The 25,525-nt window shown below is 47.0% G+C and carries 19 protein-coding genes and 1 riboswitch; of the genes, 4 read left to right on the top strand and 15 right to left on the bottom strand.

Annotated features, from left to right (window positions below; all coding sequences use genetic code 11):
- Positions 1-2 precede the first annotated feature (2 nt).
- Positions 3-2,240 carry a DNA methyltransferase gene (locus T359_RS0111630; protein WP_026517639.1) on the top strand — a complete coding sequence of 746 codons (2,238 nt, stop codon included), beginning with the start codon at positions 3-5 and terminating at the stop codon, positions 2,238-2,240.
- Between the two features lie 21 nt (positions 2,241-2,261).
- On the opposite strand, the gene T359_RS0111625 is transcribed toward T359_RS0111630, so the two are convergent.
- The 4 genes from T359_RS0111625 to greA form a co-directional block, all read right to left on the bottom strand.
- Entirely contained in the window at positions 2,262-2,879 is a 618-nt protein-coding gene (locus tag T359_RS0111625; protein WP_197027091.1) for a ScaI family restriction endonuclease, read from the bottom strand.
- A 19-nt stretch (positions 2,880-2,898) separates the two neighbouring features.
- On the bottom strand, positions 2,899-3,114 hold the full coding sequence (locus T359_RS0111620; protein ID WP_026517637.1) for a helix-turn-helix domain-containing protein: 216 nt from the start codon (positions 3,112-3,114) through the stop codon (positions 2,899-2,901).
- Positions 3,115-3,315: 201 nt separating this feature from the next.
- The gene (lysS, locus tag T359_RS0111615) at positions 3,316-4,884 is read right to left on the bottom strand and encodes a lysine--tRNA ligase (RefSeq protein ID WP_026517636.1); all 1,569 of its coding nucleotides are present in this window, start codon (positions 4,882-4,884) and stop codon (positions 3,316-3,318) included.
- Between the two features lie 85 nt (positions 4,885-4,969).
- On the bottom strand, positions 4,970-5,455 hold the full coding sequence (greA, locus tag T359_RS0111610; RefSeq protein WP_026517635.1) for a transcription elongation factor GreA: 486 nt from the start codon (positions 5,453-5,455) through the stop codon (positions 4,970-4,972).
- A 251-nt stretch (positions 5,456-5,706) separates the two neighbouring features.
- Here greA and T359_RS0111605 point away from each other — a divergent pair, with 251 nt between their 5' ends.
- Positions 5,707-7,392, top strand: a complete 1,686-nt coding sequence (locus T359_RS0111605) for an RsiV family protein (RefSeq protein ID WP_026517634.1) — start codon at positions 5,707-5,709, stop codon at positions 7,390-7,392.
- 91 nt (positions 7,393-7,483) lie between these two features.
- Here the strand turns inward: T359_RS0111605 and dusB are convergent, their stop codons facing one another.
- The 8 genes from dusB to T359_RS0111560 form a co-directional block, all read right to left on the bottom strand.
- Positions 7,484-8,461, bottom strand: coding sequence for a tRNA dihydrouridine synthase DusB (gene dusB, locus T359_RS0111600; RefSeq protein WP_197027090.1), 978 nt, complete (start codon positions 8,459-8,461; stop codon positions 7,484-7,486).
- A gap of 92 nt (positions 8,462-8,553) precedes the next feature.
- On the bottom strand, positions 8,554-9,033 hold the full coding sequence (locus T359_RS20160) for a DUF6145 family protein (protein WP_242839087.1): 480 nt from the start codon (positions 9,031-9,033) through the stop codon (positions 8,554-8,556).
- Between the two features lie 47 nt (positions 9,034-9,080).
- Positions 9,081-9,896 carry a type III pantothenate kinase gene (locus tag T359_RS0111590; RefSeq protein ID WP_026517631.1) on the bottom strand — a complete coding sequence of 272 codons (816 nt, stop codon included), beginning with the start codon at positions 9,894-9,896 and terminating at the stop codon, positions 9,081-9,083.
- Positions 9,897-9,929: 33 nt separating this feature from the next.
- Complete coding sequence (locus T359_RS20155) at positions 9,930-10,736, bottom strand: biotin--[acetyl-CoA-carboxylase] ligase (RefSeq protein WP_051545308.1); 807 nt, start codon at positions 10,734-10,736, stop codon at positions 9,930-9,932.
- A gap of 251 nt (positions 10,737-10,987) precedes the next feature.
- Positions 10,988-11,980 (bottom strand): ornithine carbamoyltransferase, encoded by a 993-nt coding sequence (gene argF / locus T359_RS0111575; RefSeq protein ID WP_026517630.1) that lies wholly within the window; start codon positions 11,978-11,980, stop codon positions 10,988-10,990.
- A 203-nt stretch (positions 11,981-12,183) separates the two neighbouring features.
- The gene (locus tag T359_RS0111570; protein WP_026517629.1) at positions 12,184-13,302 is read right to left on the bottom strand and encodes a cell wall hydrolase; all 1,119 of its coding nucleotides are present in this window, start codon (positions 13,300-13,302) and stop codon (positions 12,184-12,186) included.
- A gap of 127 nt (positions 13,303-13,429) precedes the next feature.
- Positions 13,430-14,224, bottom strand: a complete 795-nt coding sequence (gene proC / locus T359_RS0111565) for a pyrroline-5-carboxylate reductase (RefSeq protein WP_026517628.1) — start codon at positions 14,222-14,224, stop codon at positions 13,430-13,432.
- Positions 14,225-14,227: 3 nt separating this feature from the next.
- Positions 14,228-15,031 (bottom strand): TrmH family RNA methyltransferase, encoded by an 804-nt coding sequence (locus T359_RS0111560; RefSeq protein WP_026517627.1) that lies wholly within the window; start codon positions 15,029-15,031, stop codon positions 14,228-14,230.
- 111 nt (positions 15,032-15,142) lie between these two features.
- On the opposite strand from T359_RS0111560, the gene T359_RS0111555 reads away from it, so the two are divergent.
- A complete protein-coding gene (locus tag T359_RS0111555) occupies positions 15,143-15,904 on the top strand; it encodes a sce7726 family protein (protein ID WP_026517626.1) in 762 nt (253 codons plus the stop codon).
- A gap of 114 nt (positions 15,905-16,018) precedes the next feature.
- Here T359_RS0111555 and pfkA read toward each other — a convergent pair whose 3' ends face one another.
- Positions 16,019-16,987 (bottom strand): 6-phosphofructokinase, encoded by a 969-nt coding sequence (pfkA, locus tag T359_RS0111550; RefSeq protein WP_026517625.1) that lies wholly within the window; start codon positions 16,985-16,987, stop codon positions 16,019-16,021.
- 206 nt (positions 16,988-17,193) lie between these two features.
- Here pfkA and T359_RS0111545 point away from each other — a divergent pair, with 206 nt between their 5' ends.
- Entirely contained in the window at positions 17,194-20,733 is a 3,540-nt protein-coding gene (locus T359_RS0111545; RefSeq protein ID WP_026517624.1) for a DNA polymerase III subunit alpha, read from the top strand.
- A 326-nt stretch (positions 20,734-21,059) separates the two neighbouring features.
- Here the strand turns inward: T359_RS0111545 and metK are convergent, their stop codons facing one another.
- Positions 21,060-22,253 (bottom strand): methionine adenosyltransferase, encoded by a 1,194-nt coding sequence (gene metK, locus T359_RS0111540; protein ID WP_026517623.1) that lies wholly within the window; start codon positions 22,251-22,253, stop codon positions 21,060-21,062.
- A gap of 96 nt (positions 22,254-22,349) precedes the next feature.
- A riboswitch (SAM riboswitch) is annotated at positions 22,350-22,465 on the bottom strand.
- A gap of 158 nt (positions 22,466-22,623) precedes the next feature.
- The gene (locus T359_RS20150; RefSeq protein WP_035784325.1) at positions 22,624-25,332 is read right to left on the bottom strand and encodes a Tex family protein; all 2,709 of its coding nucleotides are present in this window, start codon (positions 25,330-25,332) and stop codon (positions 22,624-22,626) included.
- Between the last annotated feature and the right edge of the window lie 193 nt (positions 25,333-25,525).

The raw sequence follows: 25,525 nt of genomic DNA, 5'->3' as shown, positions 1-25,525 counted from the left end.
TTTTGGAACAGTTATCTCTATTTGATAAGCCCAAAACAAAGTTAAGCAAAGAAAATATAAACAATCCTGCCATTTTAAGAGATTTGCCATACGACAAAATCTATGATGCAGCCAGAAAAGAAGCCAGTCGTAAAAAGCCTGTTTTTTTCGTTCATAAATATTTTGCTCGAAGAATAACAAGTAGTTTCCGTATGATGATGCTTGGATGTCTTCTTCCTTACGATGCCGATATTTGGGATTATCTTTATGATGATTTTTCTGATGAGTCACTCGAAGATATCACAATTCTCGATCCCTTCATGGGTGGTGGAACTACCATTTTTGAGGCACTTAGATTGAATACCAAGGTAATAGGTAACGATCTTCAACCTTTATCTAAATTCGCAACAATGGCTTTGATAAAAGAACTGAATAAAAGCAAAATTAAGAAATATGAGAAATTGCTTGAAAAAACTGTTGCAAAGGACATTATGCACTATCAGCATACTAAATGTCCGTGTTGTAATAAAACCGCTGATATAATGTATACATTCCACGTTAAGAAAGTCAAAAGCAAGACAGACTGTGGTAGTCATAGACTATATTCAAACTTTGTTCTAGCCCTTAAACAAGATATTTTTACATTAGTCTGTCCTAAATGCGGAAATATCATTAAGCATAATTTCAAGGAAAATGGCGAAGCTGTATGTGACTGTGGTTTTACAATCCATGACCCTAAGGAGGGATTTGTTAATCACGGTGTTTTCACATGTGATGAATGCGGAGAATCAAAAGTTATAAGCGATTACACCCCGGAAGAAGGATATCCGCTTGATACAGAATTAGTGGCTATAGAATACTATTGTCCCGAGTGCAATTCTCACGACTACAAACGCATTGATGACGAAGACCAAGCCCTTTATGATGAAGCATGCAACAAATACGATGAAATTAAGGATACTTTACCGACGCCTGATCAGATTATACCTAATGGTTACAACACAAACCAAATACTTAATCACCACTATCAGTATTTCTACGAGCTATTCAATAAAAGACAACTGCTTGGTTTAGGGCTTCTCCTTAAAGCAATAAACGAAATAGACGATAATGATATTAAGTTCTGGTTCCAGCTGGCTTTTTCCGGTATGTTGGAAATGAATAATATGTTTTGTCGTTACCAAGCTAATGCATATAAGATTTGCAACATATTCTTTAATCATGCTTATGTCCCGATTACTATGCCTGTTGAAAACAATGTCTGGGGCACTAAACTTGGAACAGGTAATTTTACCAAAACAATAGATAAGATAATCCGTGGGAAAGATTTCTGTACAAATATTTATGATATTTCAACCGTAAAACGCAACGGCAAAATTGAAGTAATAAAAAAATATACTAATGAATCAGTTTTAGCAGAACCTACATCAAAATATGCAGATTTGAGTGTTAATAATCCTTTAATTTGTTGTGGTAATTCTTGCCATCTGAGTTTTATTCCAGATAAAAGCGTAAACCTTGTTATTACTGATCCTCCCTTCGGAGCTAATGTCATGTACTCCGAATTAATAGACTTCTTTCATTCATGGGATAGCAAAAGCTCTTTGTCAAGCGAGCTAGGTTTTGATCAACCATTATCTCCTAAGGAAGATGAAATAATAGTTAATTCCACAAGAGGGAAAACTCAAAAAGATTATGAGAACGGGTTAACCGATGTATTCAGCGAATGTCACCGTGTATTATTCGATAATGGGTTCCTGATTTTCTCATTCCATGACAACAGTATTGAAAGTTGGCTATCTATCTTACAAAGCATTAATAACGCCGGTTTTATTTTGGAAAAAACATATCCTCTTCACGCTGAAAGTAGAACTGGAGCTCATACCTCAAATAAGAATTCAATCGCTCTTGATATTATGCTTATTTGCAGAAAGAAAAACAACAACGCTTTCGTAACCATAACCGAAGACTTACATAAAGAAATTGAAAAAACAGCGTATAACCATACTGAACAAATAATAAAACGTTTACTCGCTGTAGATGCTGAAATAACGCTACCAGATATAAGCAATATTTTTGTCTCTGAGTTCTTCTGTGAATGTACACATAACAACATATTATTGGATTCAGTCATTAGCAATTCAATTTCTGATCTTCAAAAAAGCATTGATAATCTATATCTATACTTCGATGAATACACAATCACAGAAAGACGATCTGGCTGGTGGTCAGAACTGTACAAAAAGAAATGGGAAATGTAACCAACATTTCCCATTTTGACTCTAGTATTGTTTTCCACCTCTATCAGCATCATAAATAAGTAAAAGCTTATTATCTCTTACGGTTGTACTAATCGTAGCTGCTTGTCCTGACGAAGCACTTTGAGAATGCCAATCGCTATGATCTAACCATCCAAATCTTATTTTCTTAATTCTTGGGGTAAAATTTTTGTTCTTCGGATTAAACTTTTCAAAATTTACCGCAATATAGTACCCATCCTTTGTTTTTGACGAAGCATTTGAGCTATCTTCCTGTCCGTAGCTAGCATTACCAAATATATTATTTGGATTGGAGGATGTTTTTATTTCCGATGAGAATTGAGAATCTGTAAGGCAAACTAAATCTTTATCTTTCTTCTCAAGATCTCGAGTCCACTTTCCCGGATACTTTTTTTCCAGAAAAACTGGAATTAATTCGTGTAAATAGTTTCCAAGTATCTGTGGAGAAGGGAAAATATCTACACCAATTTGTAACTCTCCTGCAATTTTCGTTTTAAGAATTCCTTCCCAAGAATCCAAAACAACTTCTACTATATCATCCTTTGTAAGAGGATGCTTATCTACCAATTCTTTTGTTTTATCAAGCCATTTGCTTTCACTTAAATTCTCATATGGTGACATCATTTTATCTCCTTATCCATTATCCTTTTTCAACAGTTTCAAATAATTCAGAAATACTGATCCCAAAACCGTCAGCGATTTTTTTAATATTCTGAATGGAAATATTACGTTTACCGGATTCAACAGATGCATAATAAGTTCGATCCATTTCAATAAGCAAAGCGAACTTCTCCTGACTTAATCCTTTGCCTTCTCTTATTTTCTTACATGCATATCCGAAGCTCTTCTGTATCATTCCTCTACCTCCAGTCATAGATTAATTTCTTGTTGTATATAAGACAACGGACTATAAGCAACAACCGATGCAACATAAAAGACCAGTGGGGATTCCACTGGTCTTTAAGTCAACTTTCTGTCACTTTGCACTATTTGGGTGTAAACTGGGTGTGTTTTTGATTATTCAACACCTCTTAACACCTTATTTTACGCTGTTTTCTTACTGAATGCTCTTAAGTGTCGGGAACAGCAGTACATCTCTAATTCCCGCACTGTTTGTAAGGAGCATTGTAAGTCTGTCGATACCATAGCCGATACCGCCTGTAGGTGGCATACCGATCTCGAGGGCGTTGAGGAAGTCTTCGTCTGTGTGCTCAGCCTCTTCGTCACCGGCTGCTGCGTTGGCATCCTGTGCTGCGAAACGCTCACGCTGGTCGATCGGATCGTTAAGCTCTGAGTATGCGTTGCACATCTCCCAGGTGTTGATGAAGAGCTCGAAACGCTCAACCTTCTCAGGATCTGAAGGCTTCTTCTTGGTAAGAGGTGAAATTGCAAGAGGATGATCCATGATGAATGTAGGCTGGATCAGGTTCTTCTCGCAGAACTCCTCGAAGAAGAGGTTGATGATGTCGCCCTTGGTGTGACGATCCTCGAACTCGATGCCCTTCTCTTTTGCAAGGGCCTTGGCCTCTTCGTCTGTCTTAACGGTATCGAAGTCGATACCTGCATACTTCTTGATCGCATCGTTCATGGTAAGGCGCTCGAAAGGCTTGCCAAGGTCGATGATATTGTCGCCGTAAGGAATCTGGGTTGTGCCGCAAACCTTCTCGGCAAGGTAACGGAACATGGACTCTGTAAGCTCCATCATTCCCTCATAATCTGTATATGCCTGGTACAGCTCCATAAGTGTGAACTCAGGGTTGTGTCTTGTGTCTGTACCCTCATTTCTGAATACACGGCCGATCTCGAATACACGCTCCATGCCGCCAACGATAAGTCTCTTGAGGTAAAGCTCAAGAGAAATACGAAGCTTTCTCTCCTCATCAAGAGCGTTGTAATGTGTGAAGAAAGGTCTTGCAGCAGCTCCGCCCGCATTCTCAACAAGCATAGGAGTCTCAACCTCGATGAAATCTCTGCCTGCAAGGAAGTTACGGATCTCGCGGATGATGGCGGATCTCTTCTTGAAGGTCTCCATTACGTCAGGGTTCATAACAAGGTCAACGTATCGCTGTCTGTAACGGATCTCTGTATCTGTAAGTCCGTGGAACTTCTCAGGAAGTGGCATAAGAGACTTGGATAAAAGAACCAGCTCTTTTACATGAACTGAGATCTCACCGGTCTTGGTTCTGAAAGCAAAGCCCTTAACACCGATGATATCACCGATATCCATCTTCTTGAAATCAGCGTATGCCTCGTCTCCAAGGTCATTTCTTGAAACATAGAGCTGAAGGCGTCCGTCTCTGTCCTGAAGACCTGCGAAAGAAGCCTTACCCATAACACGCTTGGACATCATACGGCCTGCAAGAGAAATAACCTTCTCTGCGGGAACATCTGAAAGAGCAACGGGAAGTGCCTTGCCCTCCTCGTCTACAGGTACTACAAACTCAAGAGCATCAAAGTTGTCTCTGACCTGCTGTGTGTGATGTGTCTGATCATATTTTACGATCTGGAAAGGATCTCTTCCCTGAGCCTGAAGCTCGGCAAGCTTGTCTCTACGAACCTGACGAAGGCGTCCAACGTCTTCTGCGGGTGCATTCTGCTGATTGTTCTGCTGATTATTCTCTGCCACTGTTTTTCTCCTCTTTTTTTCTACTGATTAAGTAAATAAAGCCAGCGAAATATGTAAATCGCTGGCCCTTGTTTCATGTTATAAATCAAGCCTCTGATCTTGTGATCTCAAGTACCTTGTACTTAAGAACGCCGGCCTGTGTCTCAACTGAAACGGTCTGTCCCTTCTTGGCGCCGATAAGTGCTCTTCCCACAGGTGACTCGTTTGAGATCTTACCCTTAAGGCTGTTAGCCTCTGATGAACCTACGATCTTGTATTCAAGCTCCTCGTCAAACTCAAGGTCCTTGATCTTAACCTTGCAGCCGATGCTGATTTTGTTGAGGTCTACGTCCTCTTCTACTACTACTTCTGCGTTCTTAAGGATCTTCTCGAGAGCCTCGATTCTTGCCTCGATGTCGCGCTGCTCATCTTTAGCTGCATCGTACTCAGCGTTCTCAGAAAGGTCGCCCTGCTCTCTTGCTTCCTTGATCTTCTCAGCAACTTCTTTTCTCTTAACTACCTTAAGCTCATGGAGTTCGTCTTCGTATTTCTTAAGACCTTCATAAGTTAAAATGTTCTTCTTCTCTTCCATCTTTATTCCTACCCTTCATCTGAGATTTGAATACATGCATATATATTGATATTTCTTAGAAATCTATTTCAACTTTGGTATTATAATGTTTATAAAAATATCTGTCAATCACCTAAAATTCAGCATTACTCTGATTATGCGGCATATAAGAGTGTACGCAATTGCGATATGGCGCTATTTCTTTACATTTCTCCGATTTAGTTCCACAATAAAAAGGTGAGTATAAAACTTTTATTAAGAAGAAAAAGGATATGACAACTATGGTAAAAAAGCTATTATCTTACACCTCTGTTTTACTTATGACCGCTTCCCTGGTTGGATGCGGCAGCCCCTTTGCAGGGAGCAACAACACTCCTGAGCCTCAGGAAAACAGCGCCTCGGCAGCCACTTCAGATACAGCAGGCTCCGCCGAAGCCAGCGTAGCACCTGCCTCCGAGGACACCGCTCCTTTGGAAAAAGACATAATTCTGACCACCTACTATTACAGTTCCAAGAAAGACGACGTTGAAAGATGCACCGGTCATTACACCGATATCACCTTTTCAAGGGAGCTGGAAAAAAAGTATCCCAAGCTGGCAGAGATAGTGAACATCATAACTGACAACTGGGAGAGCTCTGTCAGAGATACCGTTGGGGATTTCGCCTACTGGTATGATGAGGAATATTCCTTTGACATTACTTTTTACAACGACCAAAGTATTGAGATCGTAAGATTTGACGACAGACTCTTCACAATTCTGTCAAACGACGAGAGCTACGGCGGAGGGGCGCATCCCAATCATTCCACCTACAGCTACAACATAGATCCTGTCACAGGAATGACCTACAACCTGAGGGATGTACTGGCAAGTCCCAGTGATTTCCCCGCTATTATCAGAACCAGGATGGAAAAAGAAAGTCCCGAGCTCCTGGAGGAGATCGACAGCTTCTATTATGAAGACGGGGATGTTTTTGCAGACAAACTGGATAATGACACCTACACCTTTACCGTGGATGACAAGGGTCTTCACATTATCTTTTCCCCTTACGAAGTAGCAAGCTACGCCGCAGGCACCATTGAGGTGGACTTCTCCTATGAAGAATATCCCGAGCTTGTGACAGAGTCCTTCAGAATGACCGCTCCCGCTGACCTGGAGAGCCGCATCGAAAGAGTAGATGGCGACACCACAGAGGTGGAAGCCAAGAGTGCCTATAATACCGAGGAATTTGATGGGGAGGCCGGACATGAAGGCGCCATCGAGGTAGCCAATCCCACCTGGGCCTACTACTTCAATGATTCCTACAAAAGAGATACAAAGAGCCACTACCTTACTCTCACCCAGACCAAGGAGGAGCGCTCCGACTGGCTGGATACTGAAGTCTGGGCAGCGAACCATGGCTTTGCAATGCCGGAATTTCCTTATGATGACGAGACCTACCACTATGAAGCCTACAATCCCTATATGGACGGCTATATGTACAACTCACTGGTGATATCTTCTGTGGAAAGCGGCGAGACCATTATCGACTATAACCTGGCAAAGGTCTGCAACGGCTATGATGAAAAAGAAAACCGCTCCTCAGATCAGACAGAATTCATCCGCTATGCAAAAGTTGTGGATGACATCCTCTATGTAGAAATAAGCCACTGGGGATATGCTTCGGAAGGGCCTGACAATGCTTACATCGTCGCCATCAATCTGAACACCAATGAGGTTATCTTTAGAAGTGAGCCCCTCAGGGCCAACGGCTACAACTTCAAGGTTGTGGATGACACCATTATCTGCGGCTACGGCTTCACGGCAGAACCAGATTACATCTACCTTCTTGACAGATATACAGGCAAAATGGTTCAGCAGATTCCCGTAAGATCTGCGCCTTACGTGTTTGAGATTGTGGATGATACGCTTTATGTGGCGACGTACAATACGGCGTATGAATTTACGATGACGAGATAAAAAAAAGAAATGGACCTGGGGGCTGTGGTTGGAAAGTGGACCTGGGGGACGGGGCGGAAAGTGGACCTGGGGGACGGGGTTATAGGGCCATTCACTGCAGCATTACTTTCCTGCAGGCTTCCTTCAGTGACTCCATATCCGTCATCTGATTGATTTCATTTCTGAACTTGGCACTTCCTGTCATGCCTGTGGTGTACCAGGATACGTGCTTACGCATCTCCCGGATTCCGATATATTCACCCTTGTACTGTAGCTGAAGATCCGCATGTCTTATGACAGTATCGTAAATTTCCTGATTGGAAGGGCGCTCACAGGCTTTCCCCGTTTCAAAAAAGCTTTTTATCTCCCTGAAAAGGAAGGGATTGCCCTGGGCGGCTCTTGCCACCATAACACCGTCGCAGCCGGTCTCCTCAAACATCCTCTGGGCACTCTCACCGTCCACCACATCTCCGTTTCCGATAACAGGAATCTTAAGGGCCTCTTTAACATCACGAATGATGCTCCAGTCGGCCTGTCCGTAGTAGTACTGCTCTCTGGTCCTTCCGTGGACCGCCACAGCTGCTGCCCCGCCCTGCTGAGCTGCAAGGGCACATTCCACAGCATTTACCATATCCTCGTTAAAGCCTTTTCTTATCTTGACTGTGACAGGTCTGTCGGAAACCTTCACCAGAGCCGCCACGATCTCTTCAATGAGCTCAGGCTTTTTCATAAGGGCTGAGCCCTCTCCGTTTCCCACAACCTTGGGAACGGGACATCCCATATTCACATCGAGAATGTCGTAGGGCCTGTCCTTGATCATCTCCACAGCTTCCTGCATGATTGCAGGCTCCGAGCCGAAAAGCTGCAGTGAAACAGGCTTTTCCTCAGGATGGATTTCCAGAAGCATGTTGGTGTTTCTGTTCTTGTAGATTATGGCCTTGGCGCTGACCATCTCCATGCACACCAGACCTGCTCCCATTTCGCTGCATAAAAGACGAAAGGGCAGGTCGGATACGCCTGCCATTGGTCCAAGGATTATATTATTTTCAAGGGTTACGCTGCCAATCTGCAGCTTGCCGTATCCACTCATAGTTCTATCTTTCTTTCATATGGAAGTTCTGCTCTCGCTTTGCTCGCCAGAACAAGCTGGTACACCAGGCTCGAAAATACCTCCCCAGGTGATTAGCTTTCATCATCTAAGATATCCGCCGGGTTCTCATGAAGCACATATATCCTGTAGTACAGTCCCAGGGCCTCGAAAAGATCCTGTCTCTTTCTTCTGACTTCTCCAACAAGGAGGCCCGCTGTGATCTCGTCGTAGGTGATATCCTCCTCGTCAGCATTGGTCTCGATACTGATGGTTCCGTCCTCTTCAAAGACGATGGTAAAGATTCCGCCTGCTTCCTGGGTAAAAAGAACGCTGATGATGTTCAGCTCCTTCTTGATGCTCTCGGGAATCTGCTTAAATACAGGGTTAAAATAATACTTCTGCTCATAGGCATTGGCTCCGCAAAGCACGATCCTGCCTCCCGCAGTCTCCTCAAAAACGCGGCCCTTGTTGGTCTTTTGCATCTCATCGATGAAAAGCTCCTCGCCGCCTTCCTTTATCTCTTTTTCCTCGAATTCTTTTTTAAACTCGTTCTCAAAATCCTTAGCGTTCATGAATAAATCCTCATTCTGTTATTATATCTGTCAAAACCTTCCGAATATCACTCCGGATCCTCAGTGTTCTCAAGGTCCTTGAGCTGAGGCTTGGTCCTTCTGTTCTTCTCATAGAGAATCTGCAGTCCGTGGAGAGTCAATGTGGGATCGTAGACATCGATCTCCTCCGTGGACTCGGCGATGAGCCTTCCGAGGCCTCCTGTGGCCACAACCTTCATATTGGTAAGGCCTGATTCTCTCTTCATCTCGTTGATAATGTACTTGCTCTGGCCGATCTGACCGTAGATAAGTCCGGCCTGCATGCTGGAAATGGTCTCTTTTGCCAGTATGGATGCGGGCTTCTTGATCTCGATCTCAGGAAGCTTGGCTGTCTGCTCCCACAGGGCCTTGGCAGAGATCCTGATTCCGGGAGATACCACTCCGGTAAAAAACTCGCCCTTTTCATTAACTGCTATGTAAGTGGTAGCGGTGCCATAGTCCACCACCAGCACCGGGCCGCCATAGAGCTCGTACCCTGCAACGGCGTCAACAATAAGGTCGGGGCCGATCTCCCTGGGGTTGTCGGTGACGATCTTGATGCCGGTCTTGATGCCGGGGCCCACGATATAGGGCTTCTTGCCGATGAATTTCAGGATTGCATTGACAAGAGCGTGCATCAGCTGCGGCACAACGCTGGCGATCATGACACCTTCAATTTTTTCCTTGTCGATCTTGTTCATGCCCAGCATGGCAAGAAGGTGAACTCCGTATTCGTCGGAGGTGTGGGCGGTCTGCGACATCATGCGGAAAGAGCAGACCAGTGTCTCCTTGTCATACACTCCGAAGGTTATATTGGTATTTCCTACATCAACGACCAGAATCATGTCATTTCTCCTTTTGTAAAAAAATGCAGTGTTTCAAGCGTAAGTATATAGTCCCCGGACTGTGACTTCCCCGGCGTTTATCTCTCTTGTAATACCCTTGGTATCTGTTACTATAAGGGCTCCGTCTGTGGTTATTCCCTTTGAAACCGCCTCGTACTGCCCTTTGGGATCCAGGATCCTGACTTCTTTGCCCATACTGATAAGGCGCTTCTCATAGCTGTCCTTGAGATAAGTCAGGTCGTAGGTCTTATTGTACAGCTCATAGTTTTCTTCAAAACGTTTCATGACACAGGCCACCACAAGACTTCTGTCCACCTTTTTACCGGTTACGGAAAAAAGTGATGTGGCGATGTCCCTGATACTCTCAGGAAAATCTGTCATGTTGACGTTGATGCCCACGCCGATGACCACGTTATTTATGGTGTTATCGGGGTTCATGTGAAGCTCTGTTAGTATACCACATATTTTTCTCTCGGCAAGAACCACGTCGTTGGGCCATTTGATGAAGGTTTTCGTGCTGTGACCGATGGCCTCCTCCACGCCCTCCGCCACGGAAAGCCCCATGATAAGGGTCAGCATGGAGATGCGATCCGGAGGCGCTGTGGGCCTTATAAGTAGGCTCATGGCAATATTGGTACCGCTGGGGGTCTCCCAGCTTCTTCCTCTGGAACCACGGCCCTTGTCCTGTCTGTCCGCCACCACCAGGGTGCCGTGGGGTGCTCCCTCTTCTCCAAGAAGTTTTGCATCATCATTGGTGGAGCCGGTTATATCTTTATACAGAATATTACGAGCAGCCCATTTTGTCTGAAGCTGCTCGGTGATATGCTCTTTACTTAGCATTTGTAGGCCCTGATTTCTTTTGAATAGTGTTGCTTCCAGTGAATATTGTAACACAAATGCGAAGTAATGTGGCTAGGCGAAATGGACCTGGGGGACGAGGGGCTGCGAAAATGGGCTGTGGGGACGGGGTTATGGGATCATTTTTAAGAAAAATGATCCCATAACCCCGTCCCCACAGCCCATTTTCGCAGCCCCTCGTCCCCCAGGTCCATTTCGCCGTCCCCCAGGTCCATTTCGCCTCTTGGTTGTCCTTAGTTCTGCTTAAGTGTCGCCAGCATGACCGCCTTGATGGTATGCATGCGGTTTTCGGCTTCTTCAAATACTATAGAGTTCTCAGACTCGAATACTTCGTCTGTAACCTCCATCTCATCCAGTCCGTATTTTTCCTTGATCTCCTTACCGATTCCGGTGTTGAGATCATGGAAAGAAGGCAGGCAGTGCATGAATACGCACTGGTCGCCGGCGTTCTTCATAATGTCCATGGTTACGCGATAGGGCTCAAGGTCCTTGATACGCTCCTCCCAGACCTCATCGGGCTCGCCCATGGATACCCAGATATCAGTGTAGATAACGTCCGCGCCCTTGGTCCCCTCCATGGGATCCTCGCAGAAATCTATAACTGCGCCGGTTCCCTCTGCAATCTCCTTGCACTCTTTTATCAGAGCCTCAGAAGGGAAATACTTCTTATTGGAAACGGCGGTGAAATGCATGCCCATCTTGGCGCAGGCAACCATCAGTGAATTGCCGGTGTTGTATCTGGCATCACCCATGTATACCAGGTGAATTCCTTTGAGCTTGCCGAAGTGCTCCCTGATAGTGAGAAGGTCAGCCAGCATCTGTGTGGGATGGAACTCATTGGTAAGACCGTTCCACACGGGAACCTTACTGTATTTTGCCATGGTCTCAACAATATCCTGGCCATAGCCCCTGTACTCGATTCCGTCGAACATTCCCGCCAGAACCCTTACAGTATCTGCGATACTCTCTTTTTTACCAATCTGGGAATCTGTGGGATTCAGATATGTGGAACCCATTCCAAGATCGCTGGCAGCCACTTCGAAAGAACATCTGGTACGGGTGCTGGTCTTTTCAAAAATAAGTGCAATGTTCTTGCCCTTAAGCTCATCATGAAGAATACCCTTTTTCTTCTTATCCTTAAGCTCTGCAGCCAGGTCGATAAGATAAAGGATCTCCTCCGGTGTGTAATCAAGCAGTTTCAAAAAGTCGCGTCCGTACAGATTCATTGTCTTTTCCTCCGTTAATGAATTGAAAATTCGTAATATGCATAATTTTAACATTTAATGAATATTTATGCAAGTTTTATGCATAAATATTTTTTTTGCAAAGCCACAACAGATACTAAAAAACCAGCAAGAATGCTCTTGCTGGTTTTTATGTGATACCCACTACTATTCTGGTGATATACGCATGACTTTGAATCCCTTTATCACCAGAAGACATGTGCTCCAATAATAATGCCTTCTCGACCGTTAACTCTTCTGAAGTGGAGTGCCCCACCTACTGTGGTCTCTCCGTTGATGGCCGCCTGAGCTGCCTGATAACAGGAATCTGAAATCTTGCCTGCGTTATATACATTGGCAACAGTTCCGTTCAGGGCCGGTGTAAACTGGCCTGAAGCATAGATTACACTGTAAATACTGTTCTGATATGCACCGCTCTTAACACGGTTCATAACTACCGCGCCTACCGCAAGCTTACCTTCATAAGGCTGATTACCTGCCTCACACTGAATAAGTGCTGCGAGAAGCTTGACCTCATCTGCATCTGCTGCCACTCTGCCGCGGTTCTTGGTAAGAGCTGCCTTCTTCTCCGCCTCTTCACGGATCTTGATGGCTGCCACAGTCTCTCCCTGGTCGATCCTGAACTCTTTGGTGACATAATCACTCTGAACAAAACCTGTCTCATCGTTAAAATCAACGGTGATCCAGCCATTGCCCAAATCTTCGATCATCTCTACAAATGTGTTCTGGGGGAGAACTCCGATAACCTGAGCGGTTTCGGATGCGTCTGATCTGACATTAAGCGCGCTTCCAAGACTCTTGACTACCTGTCTGCCTACGTCAAGTGCCTGTGCCTCTGCTTCCTCGTCGAACAATAAGTATTCATCCTTGGCCCAACCGATAAGATCTCCGGACTGTAACTTGGTCCAGCCGTCCTTCCTATCCAGGATCCTGCCTCCACAATCCTTGTAGAGCATTCCGACCTTGGTCGCATCCTCGCTGGGATTCTCTCTTACATTCATGGCTCTTGTAACATTGGCCATGACAAGAGTTGATTCTGTTGTTTCCTCCGTGGTCTGGGCGGAACTCGCAGCGGCTGATGACTTATCTGCATTCTGTGCTGCCTTAACCTCTGCTGCATCTTTGTCCAAACCAAGTGGTGCCACGGGGCTTAAAATGTTTGAAATACCGGTTGAAGGCTCTCCGAATGTTCCTGCATTGCGAGCCTCCACGGTTACTCCGCCGCCAGCCACAATAGTAGTGCAAAGACCGACTGTTAAAATCAGTCTCGTTATCCCGGCGGATAACCTGTTTACTTGTTTCATAATCTTAATAACCTCGAATGTTTTAAATTATTACAAATTTATTGCAATTTGTTAATGTCCTCAAAACATAGTCGATATTACCAAAATTATTAAATTTTGTCAAATTTTATGTGCATTTTTACAAGAATCAAAGGTTCTTGCTCTTGTCAATGCAGGCCAGAACAGCGTCCATAACAGTGCCTCTAAAGCCCTGTTCCTCTAATACTCTTACCGCCTCAATAGTAGTTCCGGCAGGGGAGCAGACCATGTCCTTGAGCTCTCCCGGATGTTTGCCGGTTTCAAGAACCATTCTTGCACTTCCAAGGACAGACTGGGCAGCAAACTCATAGGCCTGTTTTCTGGGCATTCCCTCTGCCACAGCCGCATCAGCCATAGCCTCGATGAAAAGAAATACATAGGCAGGTGAGGATCCGCTGACACCAACCACAACATCCATCAGTGACTCAGGCACAGTGTATGCCTTACCGAAGCTCTCAAGAAGCTCCATGACAAAATGGAAATCGTCATCCCCTACAAGATCGTTTCTGCAGACTGCGGAGCAGCCATCCAGCACCAGTGCCGGTGTGTTGGGCATAACTCTGATGATCTTAACAGGCTTCTCAAACTCTTTTGCCAGCCAGCTGATGGTCTTGCCGGCAGCGATACTTACCACGATCTTGTTCTCATCAATGCTGTCCATGATATCTGCGATGACAACCTTGAGATACTGGGGCTTAACAGCAAGAATGACGATATCAGCCTCTTTTGCCACGGCTGCGTTGGATTCCCGCACCTGAATGCCGTACTTGTTTGCAGCCTTAAGTCTTGTGGCCTCTGTAGCCGCAGTTCCGATAATCTCGTTGGGACCCATAAGTCCTTTTGCCAAAACACCACCGATCATGGCCTTCGCCATGTTTCCAAGTCCAATAAATCCAACAGTCATTTCTTAGCTCCTCCTTTGTCTTGATGCCTCAAATGTCAAAATAGCTGATGATGTGGCCGCATTCATGGATTCCACGCTGCCCTTCATGGGAATCAGAATGTACTCTCCCGCTGCGTCCGCGGTCTCTTTTGTAAGACCGTTACCTTCGTTTCCTATCAAAAAAGCTGTGGGCTTTGTATAGTCAAATTCGTCGTAGTTCTTTTTACCCTTGAGGTGGGCGGCGTAGGTGCTGATGCCGCTTTTGTGGAGCTTATCCAGCATTCCGGGGATATCGTCCACATAGATAAAAGGCATTCTGAAAATGGAACCCATGGTGGATCTGATAACCTTGGGATTGTAGATATCCGCAGAGCCCTTACTAAGGATAATTCCTGTAACTCCGGCTCCCTCTCCGCTCCTGAGCATGGTTCCCAGATTGCCGGGATCCTGAATATTCTCAAGAACAAGGATCAGAGGCGCCGCTTCCTTGTCGGCCTCGTTGTAGCCCTCTATAACTTCTTCCTCAGTGTAATGATACTGCCTTACCACCGCAAGAACACCCTGGGGTGTCTGGGTTGCAGCCATCTTTTTCATAACCTCGTCGGAAACCGGCTCCGCGCCGTATCTCCAGAGGATCTCCTTGTCATCCTCGCTGGCTCCGTCCAAAAAGCGCTCTGTGACATACACTTCCCTGACCTGCAGCACCGGTGCTTCCCTCAGCATCTTCATGCCCTCGATGACAAAGACATCGTCCTCACGGCGGGCCTTACTCTTCTCTATATAGCTAACGACCTGCTTCACGCGGTCATTGTTTACACTTGTGATCATATGTATTCCTCTTAAACCTGTTTGTGGGTTAGTTATTAGTATAACACAATTTAGACATGCAACCGCAAAAAAGGTAGAATGAAAGCATAACCTTATAGGATTGGAGCGCAAATGAACGGCACACTTCATGATAATGAAATAAGAGAGCCCCTCTTCGATTACCTCGAAGAAATCTACGGCAAGATAAGAATCATAGAGGAAAAGACCATGGGAAAGTCCCGGGCGGATATTGTGATGGTGCGGCCTGACAGACTCTGCGGGATTGAGATAAAAAGTGACGCTGACACCTATGCCAGATTATCCAGTCAGGTAAAGGACTACGATAAGTTTTTCGATGAAAATATCGTTGTAGTTGGAAGCAGCCATGCCCTACATATTGAAGAACATGTGCCGGAATACTGGGGAATAATCACCGTTGAAGAAGTTGATGATGCATTGGACTTCTACGAACTCAGAAAGCCCCGCCCCAATCCCAAGGCAGATCTTGCAAAAAAGCTCTCTATCCTCTGGAGACCGGAACTGTACAAATTGCAACAGTGGGCTGAAATGCCTAAATATAAGGAGAAACGAAAGGATTTTGTTATAGAAAAGATTCTGGAACGCATCCCGGATGAAACGACTGATCCTTCAGAAAAGAAACTCCCGAAGAATCCGATATATCCTGAGCTTCTTCACCTAAAGATTTCAGAACTCCTCTTTGAACGGGACTACACAACTGTGGAGGAGGACCTGAAAGAATATCGAAAAAGTGACCTGAAGAAAGCCCTTGAAACCGAAGCAGATCCTCAGCGACGCTTAGAGCTCATGGTAGAGCAGGCTGATCGCAGCAAGAACCTCCGTCCAAGAAAAAAACGACATTGCCGTCGCAAATAATTGAAAAAAGCTCACGTGGTCGACTGTTCTGAGCAACGTCGAAAGGAGACCACGTGGGCTTTTTGAAATTTAATGAATCAAATGACTTTTATTACAGAACCATTCGTCAGGGTATTAAAGGATACGAGCAATCTCGTACATATACTCGTTGATGTTCTTCTTCATTGCAAGAGCCTCGTCGATATCATAATCAACGAACTGGCCGTTGCGGTAACCAACTACTCTGTTGGTCTTGCCTGCTGCAAGGATATCAGCTGCATAGCATCCCATCATAGAAGCATATACACGGTCCTTACATGTAGGGCTACCACCACGCTGCATGTAACCAAGGATTGAAGCTCTTGTCTCAAGACCTGTAGCAGCCTCGATACGACGAGCCATTGAAGTTGAATGTCCGATACCCTCGGCATTAACAATGATGTGGTGTGTCTTACCCTTTTTACGGTTATCAATGATATTGTCAATGATGCGCTGCTCATTGTAATCATACTTCTCAGGAAGAAGGATATCGTCCGCACCGTTGGCGATTGCGCACCAAAGAGCGATGTATCCTGCGTGACGTCCCATAACCTCTACGATGCTGACACGCTCGTGGGATGATGATGTATCACGTATCTTGTCGATAGCATCCATTGCTGTATTGATGGCTGTATCGAAACCGATTGTATAGTCTGTGCAGGAAATGTCCAGGTCGATTGTTCCGGGAACACCTACAGTGTTGATGCCCTGCTGTGAAAGCTTCTGAGCTCCGCGGTAAGATCCGTCACCGCCGATAACTACCATTCCGTCTATTCCATGCTTACGGCAGATCTCTGCGCCCTTAGCCTGTCCTTCAGGTGTTGTGAACTCCATGCAGCGAGCTGTTCCAAGAATTGTACCACCGCGCTGGATGATATCTGAAACGCTGCGTCTGTCCATGTCGATGATCTCCTCATTAAGAAGACCCTGATATCCCTTCTTGATACCCTTAACCTTAAGTCCGTTGGCAAGTGACTTACGCACTACCGCACGAATTGCGGCATTCATTCCCGGTGCGTCACCACCACTGGTAAGAACTCCGATTGTTTTGATCTGCTTTGCCATTTTTGCTTCCTCGATTCCTATAAATAATCCCTATGTTTCTATTTCAAAACAATGATTGATAATTTTGTGACATTTTTTTCTACAATATATTATCGCACATTTTTTGAATCTGCAACGGAAACGTTTCTAAAATTCAGGTTTTTTTTACATTTATTTAGGTGTCAATGTTATAATCGTTACAGAAATTTACAATTTGGGGAATTATTATGGCATTTACGCATCTTCACGTCCACACTGAGTACAGCCTTTTGGACGGTTCCAACAAGATAAAAGAATATGTGAAAAGACTTAAGGATCTGGGCATGACCGCCGGCGCCATCACAGACCACGGCGTCATGTACGGTGTCATCGACTTTTACAAGGCCTGCAAGGCAGAGGGCATCAACCCTGTCATCGGCTGCGAAGTCTATGTGGCTCCCGGCTCCCGTTTTGACAAGGAGGCGGCCCAGACCGACGACAGATACTACCATCTGGTGCTTCTGGCGGAGAACAATACAGGCTATTCCAATCTTTCCCATATCGTCAGCCGCGGCTTCACCGAGGGCTACTACTACAAGCCCCGTGTGGACTTAGAGCTTCTTGAGCAGTACCATGAGGGCATTATCGCCCTTTCCGCCTGCCTTGCGGGAGAGATTCCCAGGAACGTGGTAAAAGGCGAGCCTGCCAAGGCAAAAGAGGCTGCTATGCGCCTGGACAATATATTCGGCCACGGCAACTTTTTCCTGGAGCTTCAGGACCACGGCATTCCGGAGCAGAGAACTGTCAACAACTATCTGCTGGCCCTTTCCCAGGAGCTGGATATTCCCCTGGTTGCCACCAACGACTGCCACTACACCTATGCTGACGACGCGGAGGCCCATGACCTGCTTCTGTGCATCCAGACCGGTAAAAAAGTCTCCGACGAGGACCGTCTGCGCTACGAAGGCGGCCAGTACTACGTCAAGAGTGAGGAGGAGATGAGACGTCTTTTCCCCTATGCTCAGCAGGCCATCGACAACACCCAGATGATCGCAGACAGGTGCAATGTTGAGATTGAGTTCGGCGTTACCAAACTCCCTCACTACGAAGTGCCTGAAGGCTACGACTCCTGGTCCTACCTTAATAAACTCTGCACCGACGGACTTAACGAGCGCTATCCCGATGATGACGGCACCCTGCGCAAAAGGCTTGACTACGAGCTTTCCGTCATCCAGAGAATGGGCTATGTGGATTACTTCCTTATAGTATGGGACTACATCAACTACTGCCGTCAGAACGGCATCGCCGTAGGCCCCGGACGTGGCTCCGCAGCAGGAAGTATCGTCTCCTACTGCATGCACATCACCAATATCGATCCCATCAAATATGACCTTCTCTTCGAGCGTTTCCTGAACCCGGAGCGAGTATCTATGCCCGATATAGACGTGGACTTCGAGTACGAGAGACGTCAGGATGTTATAGATTACGTCACAGAAAAATACGGCGCCGACAAGGTTGTTCAGATCATCACCTTCGGAACCCTGGCAGCCAAGGGCGTTATCAGGGATGTGGCCCGTGTTATGGACCTGCCCTACAGCTTCGGCGACACCATTTCCAAGATGGTTCCCTCAGAGCTCAACATTACCCTGGACAGGGCCCTGGAGATGAATCCCGAGCTCCGTGCCCAGTACGAGCAGGATGAGACCGTTCACAAGCTCATCGACATGTGTAAAAAGCTTGAGGGCCTCCCCCGCCACACCTCTATCCACGCGGCGGGCGTAGTTATCTGCCAGGCTCCCGCAGAGGACCTGGTGCCCCTGTCCCGCTCCGCTGAAGGAAATATCACAACCCAGTTCACCATGACCACCATTGAGAAGCTGGGACTTCTCAAGATGGACTTCCTGGGCCTTCGAACCCTCACCGTTATCAAGGACGCGGCGAGATTTGCCAATGAATCTTTGGGCAAAAAGCCCGGTGATGAGGGCTTTATAGATATCGACCGTATAGATTACAACGACCCTGCAGTGCTTTCTTCCATCGGAAGCGGCAAGTGCGACGGCGTGTTCCAGCTGGAGTCCGGCGGAATGCAGTCCTTCATGAAGGAGCTTAAGCCCCAGTCCCTGGAGGACGTAATAGCGGGAATTTCCCTGTACCGTCCCGGCCCCATGGACTTCATTCCCAAGTACATCAAGGGAAAAAATGACGCTTCTTCCATCTCCTATTCCACACCGGAGCTGGAGCCTATCCTGAAGCCCACCTACGGCTGTATCGTTTACCAGGAGCAGGTTATGCAGATCGTTCAGCAGCTGGCGGGTTACAGCCTCGGAAGAGCGGACCTGGTGCGCCGCGCCATGAGTAAGAAGCACGAGGACGAAATGGTCATCGAGCGTGAGAACTTCGTAAACGGCAATGCCGCAGAGAACGTTCCCGGCTGTGCCTCCAAGGGCATATCCGCCGAGGTGGCCAACGGAATCTACGACTCCATGATGGATTTCGCCAAGTACGCCTTTAACAAATCCCACGCAGCCTGCTACGCCGTTGTGGCCATACAGACCGCCTGGCTTAAATACTACTATCCCGTGGAGTTCATGGCAGCCCTTATGACCTCAGTCATCGACAACTCAGGCAAGGTTTCCGGCTACATCATGAGCTGCAGAAATATGAATATTCCTCTGATGCCACCGGATATCAACGAGGGCTTTGACGGCTTCTCCGTTACGGAAATAGATGCGGATGAAAATGACAAGCCTATCCCGGGCGCAGTCGTGACCTGCCCTCCCGGCAAGAAAAAAGCCATCAGATACGCCCTCACAGCCATTAAGGGCGTAGGAAGACCCGTTATCGCCGCCATCGTAAGGGAGAGAACAGCCCGGGGCAAATTCCGTGACCTGGATGATTTCCTCACCAGAATGCAGGGCAAGGACAGCGAAGTAAATAAGCGCGCCATCGAGAACTTCATCAAGGCCGGCGCCTTTGACTGCTTCGAGGGCACAAGAAAACAGAAGATGACCGTATACGCCCAGATCATGGACCGTCTCCACAACGCAGGCAAAAACAGCATGGCTGGCCAGCTTTCACTTTTTGACATCGCAGGAGACGCCCACAAGGATCAGTACAAGATCCCCCTTCCAAATGTAGGTGAGTTCCCCCGTGAACTCATGCTGGAATTTGAAAAAGAAGTGCTTGGAATCTACGTTTCAGGCCATCCCCTGGAAGAGTACATTGGCATCTGGAAAAAGAAGATCTCCAATAAGACCACGGACTTCTACCTGGATGAAGAGACCGGAGTTCCCGCAGTTCGTGATAATGCCAACGCCTGCATCGGCGGTATCATCAGCGAGAAAAAGATAAAATACACCAAGAACGACCAGATAATGGCCTTCATCACTCTTGAAGATCTGGTGGGTTCCGTGGAAGTAATAGTATTTCCCAAGACCTATGAAGCCAACGCCCAGCGCCTTAACGAGGACGGCAAGGTCTTCATAGAAGGAAGGATCTCCGTGGAGGACGACAGAGACGCCAAGCTTATTGCCTCCAAAGTCACCACCTTTGACGAGATCCCCAAGACCGTCTGGATCCGCTTCCCCAGCAAAGAAGCCTACGAAGAGAAGGCTGAACAGCTGGATAAGCTCATCGCCTACAGCGACGGCAGGGACGAGGTAGCCATCTACCTCACCGACACCAAACAGATCAAAAAACTCGGCAAACAGTTCAGCATCAAAGCCGACACCGCCATATTGGAGCGCTTCTCAGCCCTCCTCGGCAAAGAGAACGTGCAGCTGACATAACTAGATGTGACAAAGGAGTCAGTGGGGAGTCACCCAAAGTAGTACCTGGCTGGGTGTGGCAATGGGAGGCAGACTCAAATCGCAAAACTCTTACCGCAGCCGGAACATGAAATTATTTCAATGAGCAATAATAACGGACGAAACCCGCAAAAATGCGCCAGTTCTCGGACGAGGAGATAATTCATAAAATGAAAAAACCAGAAACAGCCGATTGCTATGAGCAACGTCGAAATGAGGCTGTTTCTGGTTTTTGAATTTTAATGAATTACGACACAGACGAAAACCAGCATTTCTGCGGGTTTCGCCCGTTATTATTGCGGATTAAATTAACCCTGTACTGCTGCCTTGAGCTCTTCAACCTTGTCTGTAGCCTCCCAAGGAAGGTTAAGGTCGTTACGTCCGAAGTGGCCGTAAGCTGCTGTAGGCTTGTAGATAGGACGACGAAGGTCAAGCATCTTGATGATTCCTGCAGGACGAAGGTCGAATACCTTACGAACTGCCTCTGTGAGCTTCTCATCTGAAACCTTACCTGTGCCGAAGGTATCAACAAGGATTGATGTAGGCTGTGCTACACCGATAGCGTATGAAAGCTGGATCTCAGCCTTGTCTGCAAGGCCTGCTGCTACGATGTTCTTTGCAACATATCTTGCTGCGTAAGCGCCTGAACGGTCAACCTTGGTGCAATCCTTACCTGAGAAAGCTCCGCCGCCGTGACGAGCTGCTCCGCCGTAGGTGTCAACGATGATCTTACGTCCTGTAAGTCCTGCGTCACCCTGAGGTCCGCCGATTACGAAACGTCCTGTAGGATTGATGTAGATCTTGGTGTTCTCATCAACAAGAGAAAGATCAACTACTGTATCGATAACATGCTTTCTGATATCCTCGTGGATCTGCTCCTGAGTAACCTTCTCATCATGCTGAGTTGAGATAACGATGGCCTCAAGTCTCTTAACCTTGCCGTTCTCATCATACTCAACAGAAACCTGGCTCTTGCCGTCTGCTCTGAGGTAAGGAAGAGTTCCGTTCTTTCTTACGTCTGTAAGCTTCTTGGCAAGCTTGTGAGCAAGGCTGATAGCGTAAGGCATGTACTCCTCTGTCTCGTTGGTTGCATAGCCGAACATCATACCCTGGTCGCCGGCACCGATTGCCTCGAGCTGCTCATCTGTCATGTTGTTCTCTCTGGCCTCAAGAGCCTTGTCAACACCCATAGCGATGTCAGCTGACTGCTGATCAAGAGCTACAAGAACTGCGCAGGTGTTGCCGTCGAAGCCCTTTGCAGAGCTGTCATAACCGATCTCGCAGATGGTCTCACGAGCGATCTTGGCATAATCAACGTGAGCCTTGGTTGTGATCTCACCTGTGATAAGTACGAAACCTGTGCAGGCTGTTGTCTCGCAGGCTACACGGCTCATGGGATCCTGTGCCATGCAGGCATCAAGGATAGCATCAGAGATGTTATCGCAGATCTTATCAGGATGTCCCTCAGTAACTGACTCAGAAGTAAAAATAAATTTATCCATTCTTATTCCTTTCTTGCGCATAAGCGCCTAAACAAAAAGTAATCCGCTTGTCTGGTGCGTGCTACACAAACAAGCGGAACTGACCGATTTCAGATCCTCTTATTGCTCGTTGTCCAAAATAATTGGGTTGCACGCTCAGGTTGGCACCTTCCTTGTTAAGGGGTTGCCGTGGCTTCTCAGGTCCTATGTACCTCCACCACTCTGAATAAGAGAACATTAAGTTGTAAACTAATTTGGACATTTTCATGTCCGTTACTGAATGATAACGCAAGAATAGGAATAAATCAATAGAAAGAATAAATTATTAGCACATTTTCTCAATATTATTTACCGCTTACTCTTTTGTATCTGTAATTAAATTATCAGGCCTTTAGTCGTTGGCATTGCCCTTGAAGATAACGATGCCCTTTTTCTTGAACTTCTTAGGAGTCTCTGCGGTAGCTGCGCCATCTGCAGAAACGGGCTTCTTAACTACCTTCTTAACGGGCTTTGGCTCAGCTGAAGCTTCTGCTGTCTTAGGTGCTGCCACCTTCTGCGCCGGAGCTGCCTTGGGTGCTGCCGGCTTCTTGGTAACTCCGGATGCTGCTGCCACCTGGGCAACTACGGAAGTCTTCTTGGGAGCAGCCTTCTTCTCTGCTGCCGGGGCTGCCTTGGGTGCGGGACGCTGAGCTGCCTTGGCTGCTGCCTCTGCCGCAACCTTGGCGGGATCCTGAAGCTTCATGGTAAGAGAGATTCTCTTTTTATCCAGCTCCACATCAAGGACCTGAACATCTACGATATCTCCTACGCTGACAGCCTCAAGAGGATGCTTGATGAACTTGTCTGTGATATGGGAGATATGTACAAGGCCGTCCTGGTGAACGCCTATATCTACGAAACAACCAAAATCGATTACGTTTCTGACTGTGCCCTTAAGAACCATGCCGGGCTTAAGGTCCTTCATGTCAAGGACATCGCTCCTAAGGATAGGTGCGGGCATGCTCTCACGGGGGTCACGGGATGGCTTCTCAAGCTCGGAGAGGATATCTGTAAGGGTGATCTCACCGATTCCAAGCTCCTCAGAGAGCTTCTTTTTCTCAGCCTCTGTAACCTTCTTGGAAAGGGAACCTACAGAAGCTCCGGCTGCCTGAGGCTGTGCCTGCTGTGACTTCTTGCCGGAATCCTTGCTGTCGTCTTCTACCACTGCAAAATTGCTGCCTGCAAGAGCTGCCGCAAGGGCTGCTCCCATGGCTGTGCCTGTATTCTTGATAACAACCTGCTTGGGCTTCTTCTGAGGACGGGGCTTTTCTGCGGGAGCGGGCTTTTTCTCAAGAACCGCCTTGGCTGCGTTCTTCTGAGCTGCTCTTACGTCGTCAAAAGTGATGCCCAGCTTGTCCATAAGCTTCAGTGTAGCCTCGTAGGACTCAGGGTGTACGCTGGTGGCATCCAGAGGGTTCTCACCGTCTGCGATACGAAGGAAACCTGCGCACTGCTCATAGGCCTTGGGTCCCAGCTTCGGAACGTTGAGAAGATCTGCTCTCTTCTCGAACTTGCCGTGCTCTTCTCTGTAATCAACGATGTTCTTGGCAATAACCTTGCTGATACCTGAAATATACTGAAGAAGAGGAGCTGATGCGGTGTTCAGGTCAACACCTACCTTGTTAACACAGTCCTCAACTACGCCCTCCAGGGTCTCGCCAAGCTTTTTCTGATTCATGTCGTGCTGGTACTGGCCTACACCGATGGACTTGGGATCGATCTTAACAAGCTCTGCCAGAGGATCCTGAAGTCTTCTTGCGATGGAAGCGGCACTACGCTGTCCCACGTCAAACTGAGGGAACTCCTCGGTAGCCAGCTTACTTGCTGAATAAACGGAAGCACCGGCCTCGTTGACGATAACGTACTGAAGGGGTCTGTCCAGCTCTTTTATCAGCTCCACGATCACCTGCTCGGACTCTCTGGAAGCTGTTCCGTTACCTACGGAAATAAGGTCTACATCATATTTATCAATGAGCTTCTTAAGCTCTGCCTTGGCCTCATCCACCTTGAACTGAGGAGCTGTGGGGTAGATGACCTTGGTGTCAAGAACCTTGCCGGTGGCATCTACGATGGCCAGCTTGCAGCCTGTTCTGAAGGCGGGGTCCCATCCAAGAACAGTCTTGCCTGCTATGGGCGGGGCCATAAGGAGCTGTGTCAGATTCTTGCCGAATACTGAAATAGCGCCGTCCTCAGCCTTCTCTGTGAGCTCGTTTCTGATATCACGCTCGATGGCGGGAGCGATAAGTCTCTCGTATGCATCCTGGTTGATCTCCTCGATAACGGGAGTTGTGACAGGATTGTCGTTCTTGAGCATCTTTTTGTTCAGGTACTGAAGGATCTGCTCCTCGGGAGCCTCGATCTTGACCACCAGGAACTTCTCGGCTTCGCCTCTGTTGAGGGCCAGAACTCTGTGGCCAAGAACCTTGCCCACGGGCTCCTCGTAGTCGTAGTACATCTCATAAACGCTCTGGGCCTTCTCATCCTTAGCCTTACTGGTGAGCTTGCCCTGCTCCATTGTTGCTTCTCTTATATATGTTCTAAAGTCAGCGTTGTCGGAAACATCCTCGGCGATGATGTCCATGGCGCCCTGAAGGGCCTCCGCGGGATCATTGACACCCTTTTCAGGATCGACGAAGGCTGCTGCCTCCTCCTGAAGGGGCTTGGTTGTCTCCTGGGCAAGAAGGATCTGTGCCAGAGGCTCAAGGCCCTTCTCCCTTGCAACGCTTGCTCTTGTCTTTCTCTTCGGACGATAAGGAAGGTAAAGGTCTTCGATTGCAACCATGGTCTCAGCCGCAATGATCTTTTCTCTAAGCTCATCTGTAAGCTTGCCCTGCTCCTCGATGGAAGCCAGAACCGCTTCTCTTCTCTCCTCCAGACCTCTCAGATACTTAAGTCTCTCGTCCAGATTACGAAGCTGCTCGTCGTTGAGTGAACCTGTCACTTCCTTACGATAACGGGAGATGAAAGGAATGGTGTTGCCCTCATCTATAAGCTTCACCGCAGCCTCAACCTGCCATTTCTCAACTCCAAGCTCTTCTTTGATCTTTAATACAATATCCATACTATCCTCGCTAACTAACTGAAAAAACTCTAGCCGCTTACGATAAACTCAGCGGTAAATTTTGCTGAACTTTTCATAAACAGCACGCACTCCCCTATTATACCAAGCCTTTGCGGCCATTTTCAAGACTTTACAAAAGCCCCGAAACGTTGTAAAAAACGCGGTTTTAATGTATTATCAAAGTAACAATGAG

The sequence above is a fragment of the Butyrivibrio sp. MC2021 genome, assembly GCF_000621605.1.
Classification (GTDB): Bacteria; Bacillota; Clostridia; order Lachnospirales; family Lachnospiraceae; genus Butyrivibrio.
Note: the sequence above shows the minus strand (reverse complement) of the source record. Positions and strands in the feature narration are given on the sequence as shown.